The sequence below is a fragment of the Bacteroides graminisolvens DSM 19988 = JCM 15093 genome (assembly GCF_000428125.1).
GTDB lineage: Bacteria > Bacteroidota > Bacteroidia > Bacteroidales > Bacteroidaceae > Bacteroides > Bacteroides graminisolvens.
The window spans coordinates 163,167-186,044 of record NZ_KE386627.1 but is presented as its reverse complement, the minus strand read 5'-3'; the positions used below and the strand labels follow the sequence as shown (position 1 = coordinate 186,044).

Annotated in this window: 15 protein-coding genes and 2 tRNA genes; 7 read left to right on the top strand and 10 right to left on the bottom strand. The window is 33.5% G+C overall.

Annotated elements, in window-relative coordinates; translation table 11 throughout:
• The first annotated feature begins 456 nt into the window (after positions 1-456).
• From C511_RS0113325 to C511_RS0113315, 3 genes are all read left to right on the top strand, one after another.
• Positions 457-915 (top strand): helix-turn-helix domain-containing protein, encoded by a 459-nt coding sequence (locus C511_RS0113325; protein ID WP_024995521.1) that lies wholly within the window; start codon positions 457-459, stop codon positions 913-915.
• Positions 916-994: 79 nt separating this feature from the next.
• Entirely contained in the window at positions 995-1,771 is a 777-nt protein-coding gene (locus C511_RS0113320) for a dihydroorotate dehydrogenase electron transfer subunit (RefSeq protein WP_024995520.1), read from the top strand.
• On the top strand, positions 1,759-2,670 hold the full coding sequence (locus C511_RS0113315) for a dihydroorotate dehydrogenase (RefSeq protein WP_027318264.1): 912 nt from the start codon (positions 1,759-1,761) through the stop codon (positions 2,668-2,670). Before C511_RS0113320 ends, C511_RS0113315 begins: the two co-directional genes overlap by 13 nt.
• A gap of 280 nt (positions 2,671-2,950) precedes the next feature.
• On the opposite strand, the gene trmD is transcribed toward C511_RS0113315, so the two are convergent.
• Entirely contained in the window at positions 2,951-3,628 is a 678-nt protein-coding gene (gene trmD, locus C511_RS0113310) for a tRNA (guanosine(37)-N1)-methyltransferase TrmD (protein ID WP_027318263.1), read from the bottom strand.
• Between the two features lie 72 nt (positions 3,629-3,700).
• Here trmD and ligA point away from each other — a divergent pair, with 72 nt between their 5' ends.
• The gene (gene ligA, locus C511_RS0113305; protein WP_027318262.1) at positions 3,701-5,701 is read left to right on the top strand and encodes an NAD-dependent DNA ligase LigA; all 2,001 of its coding nucleotides are present in this window, start codon (positions 3,701-3,703) and stop codon (positions 5,699-5,701) included.
• Positions 5,702-5,804: 103 nt separating this feature from the next.
• Positions 5,805-6,698: a 4-hydroxy-tetrahydrodipicolinate synthase gene (dapA, locus tag C511_RS0113300; protein WP_024995519.1), complete on the top strand. Its 894-nt coding sequence runs from the start codon at positions 5,805-5,807 to the stop codon at positions 6,696-6,698.
• A 104-nt stretch (positions 6,699-6,802) separates the two neighbouring features.
• Here the strand turns inward: dapA and C511_RS0113295 are convergent.
• The 5 genes from C511_RS0113295 to C511_RS0113275 form a co-directional block, all read right to left on the bottom strand.
• A tRNA-Arg gene (locus C511_RS0113295) sits at positions 6,803-6,876 on the bottom strand.
• Between the two features lie 15 nt (positions 6,877-6,891).
• Positions 6,892-6,965: transfer RNA gene (locus tag C511_RS0113290), tRNA-Arg, on the bottom strand.
• 76 nt (positions 6,966-7,041) lie between these two features.
• On the bottom strand, positions 7,042-9,345 hold the full coding sequence (locus C511_RS0113285; RefSeq protein WP_024997715.1) for a patatin-like phospholipase family protein: 2,304 nt from the start codon (positions 9,343-9,345) through the stop codon (positions 7,042-7,044).
• Positions 9,346-9,522: 177 nt separating this feature from the next.
• Positions 9,523-11,568, bottom strand: a complete 2,046-nt coding sequence (gene htpG, locus C511_RS0113280; protein WP_027318261.1) for a molecular chaperone HtpG — start codon at positions 11,566-11,568, stop codon at positions 9,523-9,525.
• Between the two features lie 106 nt (positions 11,569-11,674).
• On the bottom strand, positions 11,675-14,203 hold the full coding sequence (locus tag C511_RS0113275; protein WP_024997716.1) for an ATP-dependent Clp protease ATP-binding subunit: 2,529 nt from the start codon (positions 14,201-14,203) through the stop codon (positions 11,675-11,677).
• Positions 14,204-14,548: 345 nt separating this feature from the next.
• On the opposite strand from C511_RS0113275, the gene gyrA reads away from it, so the two are divergent.
• Positions 14,549-17,083, top strand: a complete 2,535-nt coding sequence (gyrA, locus tag C511_RS0113270) for a DNA gyrase subunit A (RefSeq protein ID WP_024997717.1) — start codon at positions 14,549-14,551, stop codon at positions 17,081-17,083.
• Between the two features lie 40 nt (positions 17,084-17,123).
• On the top strand, positions 17,124-18,341 hold the full coding sequence (locus tag C511_RS0113265) for a tetratricopeptide repeat protein (RefSeq protein ID WP_027318260.1): 1,218 nt from the start codon (positions 17,124-17,126) through the stop codon (positions 18,339-18,341).
• A gap of 159 nt (positions 18,342-18,500) precedes the next feature.
• On the opposite strand, the gene C511_RS0113260 is transcribed toward C511_RS0113265, so the two are convergent.
• The 4 genes from C511_RS0113260 to C511_RS0113245 form a co-directional block, all read right to left on the bottom strand.
• Positions 18,501-19,640: a universal stress protein gene (locus C511_RS0113260; protein ID WP_024997714.1), complete on the bottom strand. Its 1,140-nt coding sequence runs from the start codon at positions 19,638-19,640 to the stop codon at positions 18,501-18,503.
• 74 nt (positions 19,641-19,714) lie between these two features.
• Positions 19,715-20,008, bottom strand: coding sequence for a hypothetical protein (locus C511_RS0113255; protein WP_024997713.1), 294 nt, complete (start codon positions 20,006-20,008; stop codon positions 19,715-19,717).
• Positions 20,009-20,199: 191 nt separating this feature from the next.
• A complete protein-coding gene (locus C511_RS0113250) occupies positions 20,200-21,027 on the bottom strand; it encodes a tetratricopeptide repeat protein (protein ID WP_027318259.1) in 828 nt (275 codons plus the stop codon).
• 9 nt (positions 21,028-21,036) lie between these two features.
• The gene (locus tag C511_RS0113245) at positions 21,037-22,863 is read right to left on the bottom strand and encodes a BatD family protein (protein WP_024997712.1); all 1,827 of its coding nucleotides are present in this window, start codon (positions 22,861-22,863) and stop codon (positions 21,037-21,039) included.
• Positions 22,864-22,878 lie beyond the last annotated feature (15 nt).

Here is a 22,878-nt window from a genome sequence, read left to right as displayed (position 1 = left end):
GACGCACATATGTGTATAAAACAACGCATACACATATGTAAAAACGAATATTACAAATAAAAATTTGCCTATTTAAAAATGTAACAATATGCTTTTAACAAAGCCTTATTTAATCAATAAACATATGATTATCAGTACTTTATAATAATTGAATGATTCTAATACTTTAATTCAATAAATTGTTTTATGAAACAAATGTGAACTAGGCCATAAACAAGAAAAATATAATAACATATTATACTGATAATCAATTAATTATATTATAAATATAATCTAAGACTATAATATAAATACAAAAGTAAAACAAGGCGTTTTGGTCATAATATTCCATTAGTAAATCAATCTTGTATTTTTGTAATAATTCAATTTTATATAATTAATTTGCAAATGTAATTTCTTTCTATTACTTTTGTATAATCAATTAAGATTGGTACATTATTGAAATTCATAAAACAGATGGATATAAAAGATAGAATTAAAATGCTCATGGAGAAAGAGAACATGACCTCAGGCGCCTTTGCCGAAAGCATAGGCATACAGCAGTCCACTCTTTCACACATTCTTAATGGTAGAAATAAACCAAGCCTGGATGTCATCATGAAAGTTCACCAAAAATATAGCTCAATTGATTTAGAATGGTTATTATATGGGAACGGCAATTTGAATGAACAAAGTCAGAAATCTATTTCAATGGATTTTCTACCCTCTCTGTTTGACGAGAATGCAATAAATACGTCCAATATATCAGCAGAAAAAGAATATCGCAAGGATATGCCATTAAGAGAGGCTGATTACAATACTAAAGAGCCTGTAAAACAGGAAGTTAAGTATATAGAAAGACCTCCTAGAAAAATAACGGAAATAAGAATTTTCTTTGATGATAATACCTATGAAACCTTTAGAGGAGAAAAATAAGTAGTAATTTCTAATCTTTGAGCTTTTTGCCGTATCTTTGCAAGGTAAATCAAGAATTAATACTCTTCTATTTATCCACATGAAAAAATATATTTTAGACTTGGTTGTCTCTGAAAATATTCAGCTAAACGACAACTATGTATTGCTCAAGATGACCGCTCCCACAGAATTGCCCGACATGCTACCGGGACAGTTTGCGGAACTGGAAGTGGAAGGATCTTCAAAAACATTTCTGCGTAGACCTATATCCATTAACTTTATCGATAAAGATAATAATGAGGTATGGTTTCTAATCCAATTAGTTGGCGACGGAACAAGGCACTTAGCAGCTGTTAAACGTGGACAAACAATCAATGTTATCCTACCACTTGGAAACAGCTTCACAATGCCTGAAAACGCATCAGAAAGGCTATTATTGGTTGGCGGAGGTGTAGGTACTGCCCCCATGCTATTTTTGGGTGAACAATTAAGCAAAAAAGGATTCACTCCAAACTTTTTGTTAGGCGCCAGAAGCCAGAATGACCTGCTACAACTTGACGAATTTACTCAATATGGCAATGTCTTCACCACTACAGAAGATGGAAGCATGGGAGAAAAAGGATATGTAACTCAACATTCACTTTTGTCAACGCAACCATTTAATAAAATATATACATGCGGGCCTAAACCTATGATGATGGCTGTTGCAAAATATGCAAAAACAAATAATATAGAGTGTGAGGTTTCATTAGAAAACACCATGGCTTGTGGCTTTGGAGTATGCTTATGCTGCGTTGAAAATACAACAGAAGGGCATATTTGTGTTTGTAAAGAAGGTCCTGTTTTTAATATTAAAAAACTATTATGGCAGATTTAAATGTAAATATTGGAGATTTAAGATTAAAGAATCCTGTAATGACGGCATCAGGGACTTTCGGATATGGTGAAGAGTTCGAAGACTTTATTGATGTATCGCGAATAGGTGGTATCATTGTAAAAGGCACTACTCTTCACAAACGTGAAGGAAACCCATATCCCCGAATGGCAGAAACACCTGCAGGCATGCTAAACGCTGTAGGATTGCAGAATAAAGGAGTTCACTACTTTGCAGATCACATTTATCCCCGCATTAAACACATTGATACTAATATTATTGTAAATGTATCGGGCTCTGCTATAGAAGATTATGTGGAAACTGCTCAAATAATCAACTCGCTTGACAAGATTTCAGCAATAGAACTAAATATATCTTGCCCCAATGTGAAAGAAGGAGGAATGGCTTTTGGCGTAACCACAACGGGAGCAGCCAGTGTAGTCAACGCTGTTCGCAAAGCATACGATAAAACACTGATAGTTAAGCTTTCACCGAACGTTACCGATATAGCAGAAATAGCAAGAGCTGTAGAAGCAAATGGAGCCGATAGTGTTTCATTAATAAATACGTTATTAGGCATGGCCATTGATGTTGAGCGCAGAAAACCGCTCTTATCTACTGTTACAGGTGGCTTGTCAGGACCAGCAGTAAAGCCGGTCGCATTAAGGATGGTATGGCAAGTTGCTAAGGCAGTAAAAATACCGGTCATTGGAATGGGTGGTATTATGGACTGGAAAGATGCTATTGAATTCATCTTGGCAGGTGCATCTGCTATTCAAATAGGAACGGCCAATTTCATTGATCCTACTGTTTGCGTCAAAGTAGAAGACGGTATCAATAACTATCTAAACAAACATAAATATCAGTCAATAAAAGATATTATTGGTGCTCTTGAGATATAACATCAAAACAAAACAGAGCATTCGCAAATAAAAGTAAATCAAAATGATATATTTATAAAATAAAAAAGCATCGTTTGCAATAAACGATGCTTTTTTATTTTATAAATAACAATAGAGGGTATTTCAACTTCATTTTTAAAAATAACAATTTCATTATTATCGGTTTAAAGACGAAATATTAAATCAATATATTTAACACACAAGATTTTCACCAAAAACAAAATGTTTATTTTTATAACAAACATCTTTAGTTCTATTTAAAGTTCATTTTCTATACATTTTATTCATTCAATAAATCAGGGCGCAATCTTCTAGTCCGTTCCAAAGATTGTTGCAGTTCCCATTCTTTAATTTTAGCTTCATGCCCTGAAAGCAAAACATCGGGAACTTTCCACCCGTTGTAATCGGCCGGTCTTGTATAAACAGGAGCCGCTAACAAATTATCTTGAAATGAATCAGATAAAGCAGACTGCTCATCTGAAATGACTCCGGGTATTATTCGAATAATAGCATCTGCAATGACTGCAGCGGCTAATTCACCACCGGTTAATACATAATCGCCGATACTAATTTCTTTTGTTATTAAATGCTCCCTGATACGATAATCTATCCCTTTAAAATGCCCGCATAGAATAATTAAGTTACCACTCAATGATAACTTATTAGCCATTTTTTGATTGAATTGTTCGCCATCAGGAGTAGTAAATATCACTTCATCATAATGACGCTGAGCTTTTAACGTGTTAATACATCGCTCTATGGGCTCTATTTTCATAACCATACCTGCAAAACCGCCAAAAGGATAATCATCTACTCTACGATATTTATCTTCCGTATAATCTCGTAAATTATGAATATAAATCTCGGCCAGCTCTTTATTTTGAGCTCGTTTCAATATTGAGCAGTTAAAGAAGCCCTCAATCATCTCCGGCAATACTGTTATTATATCAATTCGCATAGTTTTTATTTTTGCGCAAAAGTACTAATATTCGAAGAGAAACAGTTATTTTTGCCCAAAACAATGTTGAATATGACCGTTAAAGAACAAATAGAGCAGCTACGTTCCTTACTGCATCAGCACAATTATAATTATTATGTATTGAATACGCCCAGTATATCCGATCAAGAATTTGATTCATTAATGCGGCAACTTCAAGAATTGGAAGAACAACATCCGGAATACCAGGATGAAAATTCACCAAGTGTGCGCGTAGGAAGTGATATTAATAAAAATTTCACGCAAGTTAGCCATAAATATCCAATGCTTTCACTCTCCAACACTTATTCTGAAGGAGAAGTTAATGAATTCTACCAACGAGTACGCAAGGCTTTAAACGAAGAATTTGAAATATGTTGTGAAATGAAATATGACGGCACTTCAATTTCTTTAATTTATGAAGATGGCAAACTAATGCGTGCTGTAACTAGAGGTGATGGAGAAAAAGGCGATGATGTTACAGACAATGTAAAAACAATAAAATCAATTCCTTTGGTATTACATGGCAACAACTATCCGCCAGTGTTTGAAATGAGAGGGGAAATATTAATGCCATGGGATACTTTTGAAGAATTAAATCGGGAAAAAGAAGCACGAGAAGAGCCTCTTTTTGCTAATCCGCGAAACGCGGCCTCGGGTACTCTGAAATTGCAAAATTCATCGATCGTGGCATCTAGAAAACTAGACGCTTATCTATATTACCTATTGGGTGATAATTTGCCATTCGACGGACATTACGAGAATCTACAGGAAGCAAAAAAATGGGGATTCAAAATATCACCTTTAATGAGAAAATGTCATTCTACTGAAGAAATCTTTGAATTTATAAGTTATTGGGATATTGAAAGAAAGAATCTCCCAGTTGCTACCGACGGAATTGTTCTAAAAGTAAACAGTTTAAAGCAACAAAAAAACCTCGGTTTTACAGCAAAATCTCCACGATGGGCTATCGCATATAAGTTTCAGGCCGAAAGAGCATTGACACGGCTTAATAGCGTGACTTTCCAAGTTGGCAGAACAGGAGCTGTAACACCTGTAGCTAATTTAGAACCCGTACAGCTATCGGGAACAGTGGTGAAAAGAGCTTCTTTGCATAACGCAGATATCATTGAGAACTTGGACTTATACATCGGTGATATGGTATACGTTGAGAAAGGAGGAGAAATTATTCCCAAAATTACCGGAGTAGACACTGCATTACGTAGTTTCATGATTGGTGAAAAGGTCAAATTCATAAATCAATGTCCCGAATGTGGAAGTACATTAATTCGCTACGAAGGGGAAGCTGCTCATTATTGTCCCAATGATTCAGCTTGTCCTCCCCAAATAAAAGGTAAAATTGAACATTTTATTAGCCGAAAAGCGATGAATATTGATGGGCTGGGACCCGAAACCGTAGACTCATTCTACTCATTGGGACTCATACAAAACACAGCTGATCTTTATCAATTAACAATTGAAAAGATTAAAGACCTAGATGGTAAAGGCGAAAAATCTGCTGAAAACATAATTAATGGGATTGAGCAAAGCAAAAAGGTTCCCTTTGAAAGAGTTATATTTGCATTAGGTATTCGCTTTGTGGGTGAAACAGTAGCCAAAAAAATAGCTAAATCTTTCACCAATATAGATGAATTAATAAATGCATCGAAAGAAGAACTCATTAATATTGATGAAATTGGCGAGAAAATTGCTCAAAGTATACTGAATTTCTTTAGTAATGAAACAAACAGAACGCTTATTCAACGCCTGAAGGATGCAGGACTGACGATGCAACGTTCAGAAGAAGAACGTGCTGATTACACAGATAAGTTATCTGGCCTCTCGATAGTAATAAGTGGAACCTTCACTCACTATTCGAGAGATGAATATAAAGCCATGATAGAAAAGAATGGAGGCAAAAATGTGGGTAGCATTTCAGCGAAAACAAGTTTCATTTTAGCCGGTGAAAACATGGGACCTTCAAAGCTTGATAAAGCCAACAAATTAGGAATAAAGATTATTAACGAAGAGGAGTTTCTAAAACTCATTTCGTAACATTTTTAAGCCTCGTAGTTATTTTATATAGCATTAAACGAGGTAAAAGAGAAAATATTTGTACTTTTGTATTCATATTACTTAGAGATTATTAATAATACTCATGATACAAACTAAATTGAGAGGAATGGGGGTAGCATTGATTACTCCTTTCAAAGAAGATGAAAGCGTTGATTACAATGCCTTAATGAGACTGGTAGATTATCTAGTCCAAAACAATGCTGATTTTTTATGTGTGCTTGGAACAACAGCCGAAACACCAACATTGACAGAGGAAGAGAAAAAGAAAATAAAAAAGCTGGTTATAGACAGAGTTAATGGACGTATTCCCATTTTACTGGGCGTAGGGGGTAACAATACTCGAGCTGTAGCTGAGCAATTAAAAAATGATGATTTCACGGGAGTTGACGCTGTGTTATCAGTTGTTCCATATTACAATAAACCTTCTCAAGAAGGAATATATCAGCACTATAAGGTTATTGCCGAATCAACAGAATTACCAATAGTACTCTATAATGTACCAGGGAGAACGGGAGTAAACATGACAGCAGAAACAACATTGAGAATAGCCCGTGATTTCAAGAATGTAATAGCAATTAAGGAAGCATCTGGAAATATCACTCAAATGGATGATATCATAAAAAATAAGCCGACGAATTTTGAAGTTATATCAGGAGACGACGGCATAACCTTTCCATTGATTACACTTGGTGCCGTTGGAGTTATTTCAGTTATTGGAAATGCATTTCCCAGAGAATTTAGCAGAATGACAAGATTAGCGCTACAAGGTGATTTTGCTAATGCTTTAGCGATTCATCACCGCTTTACTGAACTATTCGATTTGCTATTTGTAGATGGTAATCCGGCTGGTGTAAAATCTATGCTTAGTGCAATGGGAATGATTGAAAATAAACTAAGATTACCTCTTGTGCCTACCCGAATTACTACTTTTGAAGCCATTAGAAAGGTTTTAAATGAACTAAATATAAAATGCTAATTTCACTTTCCAAACATTCCCCATAAACATGTGGGAATGTTTGGGAAAAATTACATTTAGATACATACAAATAAAGAGATACTTATTAGGCATCTCTTTATTTGTGATCGCGACAGGATTCAAACCTGTAACCGGCTGATCCGTAGTCAGCTACTCTATTCAGTTGAGCTACGCGACCTTTCAAGTTAAAAAGTGACCGCGACAGGATTCAAACCTGTAACCGGCTGATCCGTAGTCAGCTACTCTATTCAGTTGAGCTACGCGGCCATTTGTTTAACGGGTGCAAAGATACGCACTTTTTCCGAACCAGCAAGCTTTTCAGAAGTTTTTTTAAAAATAAAAATCACTCAATAAAGCGATAATTAAACAACTGCCAACCTAAAGTTAACCCCACATTCCACTCCTTACTTGGTGAGCTATAATGATTTACGTAAGCCGAAATAGCACCAAAAGGCAACTGACAAACCAAAGAAATTTCACCTAAATATTCAAACTCAGAGAACGATCTCCCATAGTATGCCTTATTATATTCATTACGCCTAATTGGGAAAATCGGCATAAATCCATAAAATTCACCACGAAGATGAAACAAGTCATTTAGATGAACAATTGGCATTATTCCGCTCGACACATATTGATTGGCACGAAACGCTTCATTATATGTTAAACGACTATGTGCAGTTGGCGTAAATTCACCTGCTTGTAATACACTAGCAGTATAATTCTGAGAAAAATTCTTAGATGAAATCAATCCGTTTACATACCATCCTAGAGTGAATTTTGGAGATAAACGATGATACTTCTCTCTTAAGTACGAAAGTTGCAACCATGCATGATTTTTTTTGTAATTATCAATACTACTTGAATAAGTTTGTGTGCCAGGGTTAAACCTTTCTGTACCTGTATATATTTGAGCAACAAGTGCATCTTGGTATCCCTGAGTTGGATACTGACGAGCATTAAGAGTACTGCCATTAAAACTGATAGAGCCACCAAATATACTATATGTACTTTTATCGTTTTTGTCATCATCAAAGTTTATCACGCTGCTTTGATAATAGCGATCTTCGAAACGAGCTAGTCCGACGCTAAATTCAGCTTTCTTGCTGGAAAGGAAAGGAAGTGCCATTTTCAACTTAACAAATCGTTCCTCTTTACTATTAAATGCAGGCACATCATCACGAGAAAACAATTTATCCTTTTTAAAATAATCAAATGTACTCATAGAAGCAATAAAACGATACGAAGTTGGTAGGGTCGTTGGAAGGTCTATTTTCGCCATTAGCTGAAGATTATTATATATCTTACCAACTTGTGTATCAAAACTGATTTCTTTAGAGTAATAATTCAAATCTTGATAAGAAATTCCAAAATAAATTTGGTTAGAACTTGTTGTAGATATACTTCCACCTACCCGAAGAGCAAATTCTGAATCTATTTTTACCTTTAAAAAAAGGTCATAAGATTCATTATCTGGATTATATCGGGCATGAGGTATGATCTCAGAAATTATGTTATCAGATAAAAGTCTGAAATAAGCCCTTTTTAATTCTTCATAAGTAAAACCGTTATCGTCTGATTGATGAAATTCCTTCTTTATGTAGCTTTCTTGCTGAGGACTAGCTCCTTCAATATATATATTTTTAAAACGTAGTTCGGGCAAATTACTTTTATAAACCAGACGTCTTAAACGCACATTTTCATAGTTAACCCGCCTATGTATTCTATTTTTAATTGAGTCCATAATACTAATTGTACGATTATAACCAATAGACTCAAGTTCTTTTAAACGCTGAAAATCAAGCAGATTAACATCTTCATACTTGAATGTCATTAATATTCCTGCCGAGTCAGGCAATGTATAATCCGTACGTTGCATTACCATATTCTCAATTTGGCTCATAATATCTTTTTCATCAGGAATTGTAGGGTTCTTAGCAACAACACTACCAATGATTAGATCAGGCTTAAAGTCTTCTCGCATTACGTCCGTAGGGAAATTATTATAGATACCTCCATCATAGGCTAAAACTCCATCTATCTTAATAGGACGGAATACAAACGGAAAACTCATCGAAGCACGTACAGCATCACCTAAATCTCCATCACGCATTACAATTTGCTTTTTATTATATACATCTGATGCAACACAACGGAAGGGAACAAACAATTTATCAAAATCATTTTCACAAGCCGCTGTAGCTCTAGCAAATAAGTCTATGAAAACAAGATTCATCTGAATAGGATTTACAACGCTAGTGGGTAAGATCTGAGGCTTTAGATAAATTGAATCTTTAATTGCAAGTTTAATATTAAAAAACTCAGGCGTAGGTAAGTTTTTCTTGAAATAATAAACATATCCTTCCTCAACCTGCCCGGAATACCAGCGTTTAAACTCTTCAGAACCAATAAGCGTTTCCATTTCATCAGGGGAATACCCCATTGCATATAAAGAGCCAATAATGGCCCCCATTGATGTTCCTGTAACATAATCAATCGGAATGTTATTTTCTTCAAGCGCTCGTATAATTCCTATGTGAGTGAGTCCCTTAGCTCCACCTCCGCTAAGTACCAAGCCTACTTTTTGTGCTTGCGCAAGTGAAAAAAGGAGACTAATACTTATAAAGGCTAGAATCAATCTTTTCATAATGAAGGAAATATTATAGAGTTGTATCCAAAATTAAAACTCAAATATAAATAAAAAAAATATGAATGACCGATTTTACTATAACTTTATATACGTTATATGCGATAAAACAAAAGTATCTCAGGTATAATGTTAATACCCAAGATACTTTTTATTCAAATCCTTAAAAAATAATTCTTATATCAATTCAATACTTCTCTTAACAAAGTTACTCAAAGATTCTCCTTTAAGCATATTGTTCTGTAACAAAGCTAAATCAATTAATTGGCGAATTATTTTATTTCGACTTGCGTAATCTGAAAAGATAGATTCTTTTTTATTTTTCAAATCATCCCATTTATCATCAAGACTCTTCAATTCATCTTTTTCTGAAACAGGAATATCTTCATCTTTCTTATTTTTCTGTTTATCTTGAATTTCTTTTCGAAGAATACTAATTCCCTCTATTTCTTTCTCTATTGGATTAATTAAAGCACCACATTCCTTTATCTCATCTTCAAGTACTGATTTTAGTAATTTATGATCAGTATTAAGAATCAAATTAAACATATCAGGCATTTCTCCATAAAAACTCATGCCTGCTTGTATATTTGCCATTTCTTTCATACGTCTCATATATTCACTCTGAGTTATTACAATAGGGGATGCGTTTTCTCCCATAGATTGTGCCATTACGTTAAATTCTACTTTATTGATGTTAGGCAATTGACTCTTAAAAGCTGTAGTCAAAGCTTCCTGCTTTGACACCTCGAGCACATGAGCATCTTTATCCTCTTTAATTATCAAATGGTCAACAATATCACTATCGACACGGGTAAAACGAGCCTTTTCAAATTTTTGTTCCAAAGTGCTAACCAAAGCAACATCAAGCTGACCATCCATTAAAAGCACATTATATCCTTTATTTACAGCAGCTTCAATATAACTATATTGTTCATCTTTGTGATTGGTATAAAGATAAATCAAATTGCCTTCTTTATCTGTTTGATTTTCCGCAATCAATGTTTTGTATTCTTCAAATGTGTAGTATTTGCCATCTGTATCACCAAGCAGAGCAAACTTTTGAGCTTTCTCATAAAAGTCCTCTTGCGTAAGCATACCGTAATTGATAAAGAGCTTCAAATCGTTCCATTTTTCTTCAAATTGTTTACGATCATTTTTAAAAATAGACTGTAAACGATCTGAAACTTTTTTTGAAATATGACTAGAAATTTTCTTCACGTTAGAATCACTCTGAAGATAAGACCTAGAAACATTTAAAGGAATATCCGGAGAATCAATAACACCATGTAGAAGCGTTAAGAAATCAGGCACAACTCCTTCAACTGAATCAGTTACATAAACTTGATTGCAATATAACTGAATCTTATTTTTATTCAAATCAATGTTACTTTTAACTTTTGGGAAGTAAAGAATACCTGTAAGGTTAAACGGGTAATCCACGTTCAGATGAATCCAAAACAATGGTTCATCGGACATAGGATACAGTTTACTGTAGAAAGATTTATAATCTTCGTCTTTTAATTCATTAGGCTTTTGTGTCCATAATGGGTTTGTTTCATTGATGATGTTATCTTCAGATGTTTCAATCTGTTGTCCGTCTTTCCACTCTTTCTTTTTTCCAAATGAAACAGGAACCGGAAGAAAACTACAATATTTTTTTAAAAGAGAGGATATACGAGTTGTATCCAAAAATTCTTTGCAATCATCATCTATGTAAAGTACTATATCTGTTCCTCTATCTTCTTTATCAGCATTTGTAAGTGTATATTCCGGACTACCATCACACGACCATTTGATAGCTTGAGCACCTTCTTTATAAGATTTGGTTACAATTTCCACTTTTTTTGAAACCATAAAGGAAGAATAAAAACCAAGACCGAAGTGACCGATGATAGCATTAGCATCATTCTTATACTTTTCAAGAAAATCACTCGCACCGGAAAAAGCAATTTGATTGATATATTTTTCTATTTCTTCTGCGGTCAAACCTATTCCACGGTCCGAAATAGTTATTGTATCGTTATTTAACGATACTCTCACCGTCAAATCACCCAATTCTCCTTTATATTCACCCATTGAAGAAAGTGTTTTTAGCTTCTGAGTAGCATCAACAGCATTAGAAACTATTTCTCGTAGGAAAATTTCATGGTCACTGTACAAAAACTTTTTTATGATGGGGAAAATATTCTCCGTTGTAACCCCAATATTACCTTTTTGCATAATAACTTATATTTTTTAATTATCAATAATAACAGTAGTTTTAAAAACAATCACAAAAAAAATGCCAGGCAACATTGCCTGACATTTTGACGGTTGATTATTTAGTTTATTGATTACCTTGTCTCGTAATATCTAAAGAATTCATCTCCGAATTAAAGGTTACTTTTATGATGTCGCCTTCTTGTAAATCAGAAGTAATAATCATTTCAGACAAAGGATCTTCCAATAAAGTTTGAATTGCACGTTTAAGTGGACGTGCACCATATTGAATATCATAACCTTTTGTCGCTATAAACTTCTTGGCTTCTTCATCAATCGCTAGAGAATATCCAATATTTTGAACCCTTTGACACAGACCTTTAAGCTCTATGTCTACGATTTGGATTATAGCGTCCAAGGATAATTGATCAAACGTTACTAATTCATCAACTCGATTCAAAAACTCAGGAGCAAAAAATTTATTTAGAGCCTTCTGAATAACACTTCTTGAAAATTCTTTATCATCCAAACGGCTTTGGGTAGCGAAACCAACCCCTCTACCAAAATCTTTCAATTGACGAGTTCCAATATTTGAAGTCATAATTATAACTGTATTTTTAAAATCAACCATTCTGCCATAACTGTCAGTTAGCCGTCCTTCATCCATAACTTGCAGCAAGAGATTAAAGACGTCAGCATGAGCTTTTTCTATTTCATCGAGTAATACAATAGAATATGGCTTCCGGCGAACTTTTTCTGTTAACTGTCCACCTTCTTCATATCCAACGTACCCTGGAGGAGCTCCAACCAATCTGGACACCGTAAATTTTTCCATGAACTCACTCATATCAATACGAATTAATGCTTCTGAAGTGCCAAACATATATTTAGCCAATTCTTTGGCTAAATGTGTTTTACCAACCCCAGTAGGACCTAAGAACATAAATACACCAATAGGTTTATTGGGATCTTTAAGCCCAACGCGACTGCGTAAAATTGCTTTTACCAATTTATCTATAGCGGCATCTTGAGCAACAACTTTGGATTTAAGATCAGTCTTCATATTAACCAATTTTACTCCTTCAGCCTGCGCCATTCGCTGTACAGGCACACCAGACATCATAGAAACAACATTCGCTATATCTTCCTCATCAACAGTTTGTCTATTGTCTTTAAGGGTTGCTTCCCAATCTTTTTTCATCTGTTCTAGTTGTTCTGAAAACATCTTTTCTTTATCTCTGAAACTAGCTGCCAATTCATAATTTTGCAACTTAACAGCTTCGGTTTTCTGTTGTTTTGTTTCTTCAATCAGCTTCTCTTGGTCTTCTATTTCTTTAGGTACCGTAATATTGGTCAAGTGAATTCTGGATCCTGATTCATCTAGCACATCAATTGCTTTGTCTGGGAAATTTCTATCAGTAATATATCTATCTGTTAACTTAACACACGCCAGCAATGCAGCTTCTGTATAATTAACATTATGATGGTCTTCATATTTTTCTTTTATATTACGTAATATCTGAATCGTTTCATCAGGCGTAGTTGGTTCTACCAACACTTTCTGGAAGCGACGTTCAAGAGCTCCATCTTTTTCTATATTCTTACGGTATTCATCAAGAGTTGTAGCACCAATGCATTGTATTTCACCGCGAGCCAAAGCGGGTTTAAGCATATTTGCTGCGTCCATAGAGCCTGCAGCTGATCCTGCACCAACTATAGTATGAATTTCATCAATAAAGACAATTACATTAGGATTATTCTGTAATTCTAACAATATAGTACGAATTCGTTCTTCAAATTGCCCACGATATTTTGTACCGGCAACAATCGATGTCATATCTAAAGCTACTACTCGTTTATCAAATAATATACGAGATACTTTTTTTTGGATTATCCTGAGCGCAAGTCCCTCAACTATAGCCGACTTACCAACTCCAGGCTCTCCAATTAAAACTGGATTATTCTTTTTCCTACGACTAAGAATTTGTGCCAAACGTTCAATTTCTTTTTCACGTCCAACAACAGGATCTAACCTACCTTCTTGAGCAGCCTTTGTCATGTCAACCCCAAAATTATCAAGTGCTGGTGTATCATTTGAAGGTTTACGAACTGCCTGGGTTTGGTGGTGTTCTATACTTCCTGAACTGCTACTCGCTCGGGAGTCTTCCATATCATCTTCTTCCTCATCGTCTTCCGAGAAACTTGAGCTTGCATTAACGTCAGGTAAGTATGACATATGTTCCAAAAAGGCTTTGTAATCAATACTATTTTCACCAAGAATAGTAGCAGCTGTGTTATTACGATCCTTTAAAATTGCTAATATCAAATGTTCCGTATCTGCAACATTGCTTCTGTAAAGATGCGCTTCTAAGATTCCAAGTTTCAGAATTCGAGCTGTGTCATTAGATAACGGAATATCAGCGTCAGGTAATAACATATCATCTTGATGAAATTTCAAAATTGACTCAATGCGTTTTTTTAGATCATTAAGATCTATATGGAGTGTATTTAATACCTCAATAGCTCTGCTTTCACCATCCCGAATTAATCCTAGAAGTAAATGCTCAGGTCCTATATAGCCATTTTTGAGGCGATTGGCTTCTTCCTTGCTATATATAATGACTTCAGAGACTTTTTGCGAAAACTGATTATTCATCTTCATATTTTATAAAGGTTATTAATGGCAAATGTAGAAAAATTCTATTTAAGCCCGTTTTATATCTCATTCCTTATTTATCTATCAACAAATGTCATGCCAGTTTTGATTAAAATAGTCCTTAAAACTAGAGATTAATTTCATCAATAACACGTAAAAAGGCATTAATATTATTGTTTTTTTCAAATTAATATGGTATGTTATAAATAATCTCACGACATTCATTAACAACAAGGGAATACAGACAATAAAGTTTTTAGCTGAATACTTTTGTATATCGTGAAAATGTAGTACTTTAGCGTGGTTTTTCATAAGCCACGAATGTATAATTAATAATCTTTTTAAATGCTTGAACAAGACAGAATTATAAAGATTAACATTGAAGAAGAAATGAAATCGTCATACATAGATTATTCTATGTCTGTTATCGTATCGAGAGCTCTTCCTGATGTTAGAGATGGATTTAAACCGGTTCATCGCAGAATTCTATATGGAATGATGGAACTAGGCAATACTTCAGACAAACCTTATAAAAAATCGGCAAGAATAGTGGGTGAAGTACTCGGTAAGTACCACCCTCATGGTGATTCTTCTGTATATCTTGCCATGGTGCGAATGGCACAAGAGTGGGCGATGCGTTATCCTTTAGTAGATGGTCAAGGTAACTTTGGTTCTGTTGACGGTGATAGTCCGGCAGCGATGCGTTATACAGAAGCACGCTTAAACAAATTGGGTGAAGAAATGATGCAAGATCTTTATAAAGAGACTGTAGATTTTGATCCTAACTTTGATAATACACTTGTTGAACCTAAGGTAATGCCGACACGCATTCCTAATCTTCTTGTAAATGGTGCTTCAGGTATTGCTGTGGGTATGGCTACTAATATGCCTCCTCACAATCTATCTGAAGTTATTGAAGCGTGCGTTGCTTATTTAAATAACAAGCAAATCACTGTTGAAGAATTGATGGAATATGTAAAGGCTCCGGATTTCCCCACTGGAGGATTTATATATGGAATTAGTGGAGTACGCGAATCTTATTTAACTGGACGAGGTCGTGTAATAATGCGTGCAAAAGCAGAAATCGAATCAGGACAAAACCACGACAAAATAGTTATAACTGAAATACCATATAACGTAAACAAAGCAGAACTGATTAAAAATATTGCTGATCTTGTTAACGAAAAGAAAATAGAAGGTATTTCAAATGCAAATGATGAGTCAGATCGTGACGGCATGCGTATTGTTATTGATATTAAACGAGATGCCAATGCTAGTGTCGTTCTAAATAAGCTTTACAAAATGACAGCATTGCAAACTTCTTTTGGAGTTAACAATGTAGCACTTGTAAATGGTCGTCCAAAGACGTTGAATTTGTACGACTTAATTTCTAACTTTGTTGAGCATAGACATGATGTCGTTATTCGCCGTACACAATTTGATCTCAAGAAAGCAAAAGAAAGAGCTCACATTTTAGAAGGTCTTATTATTGCATCAGATAATATTGATGAAGTAATTCGTATTATCAGAGCAGCAAAAACGCCTAACGATGCAATTGCAAACTTAATATCTAGATTTGAATTAAGCGAGATACAAGCTCGTGCAATTGTTGAAATGCGTCTACGACAATTAACAGGCTTGTTGCAAGATCAGCTCCATGCTGAATATGCAGAAGTGATGAAGCAAATCGCTTATTTCGAAGAAATTCTCTCAAATGATGAAATTTGCCGGCAAGTAATTAAAGATGAGTTAATTGAAGTTAAAAATAAATACGGAGACATTCGTCGCTCTGAAATAGTATACTCTTCTGAAGAATTTAATCCAGAAGATTTTTATTCGGATGATGAAATGATTATCACGATTTCACATTTGGGTTACATCAAGAGGACTCCATTAACAGAATTCCGTGCTCAAAATAGAGGTGGGGTAGGTTCAAAAGGTTCAGAAACTCGTGATGAAGATTTCGTAGAACATATATATCCGGCAACTATGCACAACACAATGATGTTCTTTACTCAAAAAGGTAAATGTTATTGGTTAAAGGTGTATGAAATACCCGAAGGTTCTAAAAATTCGAAAGGAAGAGCAATTCAAAATCTATTAAATATAGATTCAGATGATGCTGTTAATGCATATCTTCGTGTAAAAGACTTATCAGATCAAGATTATATTAACAACCATTATGTGCTCTTCTGTACCAAAAATGGCGTCATCAAGAAGACTTTATTAGAACAATATTCCAGACCACGTCAAAATGGCGTTAATGCAATCACAATTCGTGAAGATGATCGTGTCATTGAAGTACGTATGACCAACGGTGATAATGAAATTATTATTGCCAACAAAAATGGTCGGGCAATTCGTTTCAATGAGAACACGGTTCGTGTTATGGGACGTACTGCGACTGGAGTACGTGGAATGTCCCTTGATGAGGATGGCGAAGACGAAGTAGTTGGAATGATATGTATTAAAGATTCCGAAGCAGAATCTATTATGGTCGTTTCTGAACAAGGTTATGGAAAACGCTCTGATATAGAGGACTATCGTAAGACCAATCGCGGTGGAAAAGGTGTTAAAACCATGAATATAACAGAAAAAACGGGTAAACTTGTCACCATAAAGTCTGTAACTGACGATAATGATTTGATGATCATTAATAAATCTGGTATTACTATTCGTTTAAAAGTAGCTGATGTTCGTATTATGGGACGCGCTACCCAAGGAGTAAGACTAATTAATCTTGAAAAACGCAACGATCAAATAGGCTCTGTTTGTAAAGTGACGTCTGAAAATGAGGATTTATTAGAGGAAGAAGTGGAGACTGCTAACAATGCTATTGAAAGTAGTGCCGAAGAATTTAATGAACACCAAGAGAAGTAATATTGAATAGACATAATATTAACATTTAATTAAAAACATCATGAAAAGAGTATTATTTTCAATGATTTTACTTATTATAGCTAGTTTTGCTTTTGCACAAGAGAAAAATGTAAAAGAAGCAAAGAAAATTGCTAATGAAGTAAAACCTGATTTTAGTAAGGCTGAACAATTAATAAATGAAGCCTTAACAAATCCCGAGACCAAAGATAATCCCGAAACATGGGATGTAGCTGGGTTTATTCAAAAAAGAATAAATGAAAAAGAGATGGAAAATGCATATTTAAAAAAGCCATATGATACTCTAAAGGTATATAATAGCGTTTTAAATATGTATAACTATTTTTTAAAATGTGATGAATTAGCTCAAACTCCTAATGAAAAAGGTAAGGTTAAAAATAAATATAGAAAGGCCAATGCTGCAACTATGATTGCAGAACGTTCTAATCTTATCAACGGTGGTATACAATATTTTAATTTAGATAAAAACAAAGAAGCTTTGTCTTTCTTTGCTGCCTATGTTGATGCTTCTGCACATCCTATTTTTGAAAAAGAAAATTTTGTAGAAAAAGATACTGTTCTTCCTCAAGTAGCCTATTATGCATCACTTGCTGCTGCTAAAATGGAAAATTATCCAGCTGTACTAAAATATGCTCCATTTGCTAAAAATGATAAGGAAGTCGGTAAATACGCCTTGGAGTTTATGGCCACAGCATATAAAGCTCAGGCGGACACAGCTAAATGGGTTGAAACATTGAAAGAGGGAATACAAAAATATCCTCAACATGCATTCTTTTTTGGTCATCTAATTGACTATTATAGCAATACAAATAAGTATGGAGAAGCAATGCAGTTTGCTGATGATATGTTGAATAAAGATCCTAATAACACATTTTATTTATATGTTAAGGGATATTTATATCATAATATGAAGGATTATGATAAGGCAATTCAGTTCTACAAAAAAACAATTGAAATTGATCCTAAATACGCAGAAGCCTATTCAAACTTAGGACTAATTTACTGTTTGCAAGCTCAGGATTATGCATCAAAAACAACAGCAGACGTTAATGATCCTAAGTATTCTAAAGAACAAGCTAAAATAAAAAAGTTCTATGAAGAAGCTAGACCATATTATGAAAAAGCTAGAGATTTAAAGCCAGACCAAAAAGATTTGTGGATTCAAGGTTTATACAGAATTTATTATAATCTCAATTTAGGTAAAGAGTTTGAAGAAATTGATAAATTAATGAATAATTAATATCAATAACATATTAACATATAGAAAAAGCTGTCCCAATTAATTAATTGGGACAGCTTTTTCTATATGTTAATATGTTGAAATCCAAATTATTATTAAACATAATACCAATTATATATATAAATAAACAATTTATATATTAATTACGACTTGTTAAATTCAAGGTTTAGAAAAATTACGTCTAGTGTTGATTACCAATAAAGGCGTATCTGAATGAAAAATCATTTTTCGGGCTATTCCAGGATTAAACAAACGAGAAAAAATATTTCTTTTGTAAGTTGTTAGTGTTAAAATGTCTATTGCATTATTTTTTATATAATTATCAAGGCTATCCAATATATCATCATGTTTTACAATACTATACTCAATAATTAATTCAGGATATTGATTTCTAAAATATTCCTTTATTCCTGCCAATTTAATTTCATTCCATGTGTCGGAAACTTCCGATAAATGAATTAAAGAAATAGAAAATTTGAAAGCTTTAAAGGAATTTACTAACGCATCGAATGCAATAAGATCTCTTTGATCAAAATTTGTCAAAAAGGCGATTTTATTAACATTGTAAAAATCATTCAAGGAAGTATTTTCAGGAATAGCTAATACTGTAGTTTTGCTGCGTTCAATAACCTCTGCAGTAACACTACCAATCAAATCTAAATCCTTTTGATTTTTTCCTCGTGTACCCATCACAATCAACTTAGGATTCTCTTCTTTGGTAAATCTAATAATCTCTTCTTCAGGAATTCCTTCTCTTAAAACACAGTTAAATTGAACATCAGGTAAATCACCTAAACTAATTCTTTTTTTAATTTCATCAGATAATACATTTAAATCAGAATTTACTTTATGAAGAGCATTCTTTACATCATTATCAGGTGATTGATAAGTGAATATATCTCCATATGGCAATGAAGAAGCATATATGGGAGTAAAATACACATGCAATAGGACAACCTCAGAATTAAAGGCTTTTGCACAAGCAAAACCGAATTGGCATGCTTTTATTGAGTATTTGGAGAAATCAACAGGAATTAACACTTTTTGAGGTGTATCAATCTTTTTAAGTTCATTCTCCCCCACTATATCTTCTGCTAACCATATAGAACTTTCAGTAATTTTAAGTGCTCTTGGTAGGTCACTCTCTTTTATACGTAACCTTACTCCAGATGATACAACTGGTTGAATCTGATTCACATTGTGAATATATGTTTCAATACCTTCATTTTCAAGGACATTCTTTAGTATTTGAGCCTTAGTATAAGTCAAAATAGCTAATGTTACAAGTTTATCTTCCATAATTCTTAAATTTATTATAGTATAAAATAAAAGTCCTAATTGCAATATTCAATTAGGACATTATTAGTTAAATCTCATATATCAGCCGATTGTTCAACAAAATTATCTTTACGCAAACTAATATTTAACTCATCAAGAATTTTCAAAGCTTTGTCTAGTACAATAGTATCATCAAGCATCACTAACCCACCATCTGGTCCTGATTCCAAATGTATCCCTACACTCTTACCTTCCTTAAAATGATGGCCACCAAAGAAGTTTCGTACAGTATCTACATTTAAACCTAACTCGTCTGCAATTCTATGCATACTCCCACTTGGTAACGAATCTTTAATCCTCCGGAGTTCATTAAATGTTATTGTTCTCATGTTTCATTAAATTTATGGTTAATACTATGTATCACGCTATAAACTTAATAAATAAAAAAGAAAAAACAAATTATTATTTGAAATAATTTGTTTTTAAAATATCAATATTGCTGCTTTGTTAATTTATATAAAAAGAACAAACTACAATTTTGTGCTTCATTCAATTTATTATAAACGTTCAATAAGTTCTATCAAATAACTTCTAAGTCATTTTTTTTCACCCAACCAACATTACCATCTTCTAATTGAATTTCTTTCCAATCTTTCATCGAATCATCTTTAATAAACACTTTTCTGCCTTCATGGAGAATAAACAAACTTGTGCCATTATCATTAGGGGTACTGCGAATTGTTACACTTGGAGAGATAATTATTGCATTCATTCTATTCAAACGAACCCTTCTCTGAAAAGCAGCAGATATATTCGCTATAACGCAAAATACAAGGAAAAATAAGGCCAAAATAAAAAAGGTTTTTCTAGCCACAATCTTAGTCGAAAAGAAGAAAATGTATATTGATACAATAAATAATAAAAAAAAGGAAATTGCAATAATTGCCCATGACTGAATACCCATTGAGTTTGTAATAGACTTCAACCAAGTGATAAAAAACAACTCAGGTACATCTGTTACCTTATCAACCGTCTTAGCTCTTGCTATTTCTAAGTTAGATCTAATGTCTTTATTAGCAGGCTTTAAAATCAAAGCTCGTTCATAGTTTAAAATAGCTTTAGCTATATCTCCTATCTTATAATAACTATTACCTAGATTATAATATATATCTGCAGACTCACCTGTCCTCAATATCATTTCATATATCTGAATCGCTGTAGTAAAATCGTTTCTAATATACGCACTATCAGCTAAAGATTTGGAGATAACAAGATTTCGACTCCCTAATTTTGATGTAGCATTAACAATTGAATCATTGTTCGTTAATGAATCAATCTCTAACGAACCTTGCGAATGCGACACTTGATATGTCAAAATAAAAAATGTAATAAATAATATCTTTCTCATAACGATATGTCATTTTTTAATAAGATTCTCAATCTTAGTAATTACAGAAACAGCAGAAACGTATAAATTATCCATCGCTCTATTTTTATCACTTGGCGAATAGCGAGCAAATTCACATTCATTCAACGTATCTATAAATTCTCTTATGAGTTCATTAGGCACGCCATATTTATTCAATCTTTCTTCAACATTATCTTTTGATAATCTTGAAACTGGGATATTAAGTTTATCACTAATATATCCCCAGAGAGCTTTCAACACCTCATCATAAAACAAATCCTTATTATCATCTCTTAATAGAGTTTGCGCTAATTTCATCCGTTTTAAAGCAATTTTATTTGCTTTCTTATTTCGCACTTTTGCAATATTTGAGTTCTCAACTATTTGCTTTTTAGAAATCAGAAAAACAATTCCAAAAATGAATATTGGAATTATATAACACAACCAATATGTTAATGAGCCAAAAAAGAAGCTACTACCGGAAATAATTTTTGCATCTCCCAATTTTATATATCTAATATCCTCACCTAAAATCTTTAAATCTTCTTTATTAGTAAAGTTTGCAATGACCTGATCTGCATTTCCCACTCCCTTTTCAACTTCTAAATTAAACTCTTTCGTTGATATATTTTTATAAACTTTATTTTTAACATCAAAAAAAGAAAATGAAATAGCTGGTATTTTAAACACTCCAGGATTTCTTGGAATTGCTAAATATTCAATCACTTTACTACCTGACAATCCATCTTTTGTTAATTTAACCTTATTATCAACTTTAGGATCATAAACTTCGAAATCATCTGGAAATTTAATAGTAGGACTGCTTATAAGTTTATGATTGCCGATTCCTGAAATAACCACCTTGACTGTAACAGCATCATTTGTTTTAATTTTAGTATTACTTATTGACGAAGAAATACTAAAGGTCCCTACTCCACCCGAAAAATCAACAGGTTTTTTGGGTGGCAAGGAATATACATTAACAGTAATTCTAGGTGTAATTATACTCTTCTTTATCTCAACATAATTACTCCCACCATTAAAGAATGCATCAAATGGATCAACCGATTGTACGGTTTTAGCTATAGATGCATCAAAACGAGCTGATTCAATTATCAATTTACCGGATTGTTGAGGAAAAAGCACAAATTGACGATATATTGTTGTATGGTAATTTTTACCATTATAATGCTCCAACGCCCATTTTGCATTTGAAGGTAGTTCTATTTCTTGGGAATGAAATCCTTTAAAATCAGGTAATTTTACATTAGAAAAATTCCTAAGATCTACTACTGTGTAAATTTTATACGTAAGTAAAAAGGCTTCTTGCTCGTAAACATTTGACTTACTTACAGTAGCCGTTATGAAAAGATCATTATTAGATACAGATTTTGCAGATATTGATTTTGAATCATGTACAGAACCATTCGTATTAGATGCTCTTTTCCCTGTTGGAAGAACTTTGATTCTAACAGAATTAGATGTGATTGGATTTCCTTCAGCCGTTATCGATGCACCTGGAATTGAAAATATTCCTTCATTATTGGCCATAAGTATATATGTAAAAGTTATACTGTTACTAGACGCCGCAGTACCATTCACAATTTGTGTACTACTTTGTTGGGAACGACTGGGTCCCATCAACACTTCGAAACCCTTTATTGAAGCAATACGAAAATCCCTCACATTTAAACTATTAACCGTGTATGACAATCTAAATTGATCACCAACTACAACTGTTTCTGGAGCTATAGCTTTAAAATTAACTTTGCCATTAGCTAATAAAAGAGCTTTGCTTGCAAACAAAACTATTATAAAGAATATTATTTTTCTCATATTAAATACTATCTA

Coding starts and splice junctions, on each gene's coding strand:
- C511_RS0113265 (WP_027318260.1), top strand. CDS start 17,124: ATGAAAAGAGTATTATTTTCAATGATTTTACTTATTATAGCTAGTTTT.
- C511_RS0113315 (WP_027318264.1), top strand. CDS start 1,759: ATGGCAGATTTAAATGTAAATATTGGAGATTTAAGATTAAAGAATCCT.
- C511_RS0113285 (WP_024997715.1), bottom strand. CDS start 9,345: ATGAAAAGATTGATTCTAGCCTTTATAAGTATTAGTCTCCTTTTTTCA.
- C511_RS0113250 (WP_027318259.1), bottom strand. CDS start 21,027: ATGAGAAAGATATTATTTATTACATTTTTTATTTTGACATATCAAGTG.
- trmD (WP_027318263.1), bottom strand. CDS start 3,628: ATGCGAATTGATATAATAACAGTATTGCCGGAGATGATTGAGGGCTTC.
- C511_RS0113275 (WP_024997716.1), bottom strand. CDS start 14,203: ATGAATAATCAGTTTTCGCAAAAAGTCTCTGAAGTCATTATATATAGC.
- C511_RS0113255 (WP_024997713.1), bottom strand. CDS start 20,008: ATGAGAACAATAACATTTAATGAACTCCGGAGGATTAAAGATTCGTTA.
- dapA (WP_024995519.1), top strand. CDS start 5,805: ATGATACAAACTAAATTGAGAGGAATGGGGGTAGCATTGATTACTCCT.
- C511_RS0113260 (WP_024997714.1), bottom strand. CDS start 19,640: ATGGAAGATAAACTTGTAACATTAGCTATTTTGACTTATACTAAGGCT.
- C511_RS0113325 (WP_024995521.1), top strand. CDS start 457: ATGGATATAAAAGATAGAATTAAAATGCTCATGGAGAAAGAGAACATG.
- htpG (WP_027318261.1), bottom strand. CDS start 11,568: ATGCAAAAAGGTAATATTGGGGTTACAACGGAGAATATTTTCCCCATC.
- gyrA (WP_024997717.1), top strand. CDS start 14,549: ATGCTTGAACAAGACAGAATTATAAAGATTAACATTGAAGAAGAAATG.
- ligA (WP_027318262.1), top strand. CDS start 3,701: ATGACCGTTAAAGAACAAATAGAGCAGCTACGTTCCTTACTGCATCAG.
- C511_RS0113245 (WP_024997712.1), bottom strand. CDS start 22,863: ATGAGAAAAATAATATTCTTTATAATAGTTTTGTTTGCAAGCAAAGCT.
- C511_RS0113320 (WP_024995520.1), top strand. CDS start 995: ATGAAAAAATATATTTTAGACTTGGTTGTCTCTGAAAATATTCAGCTA.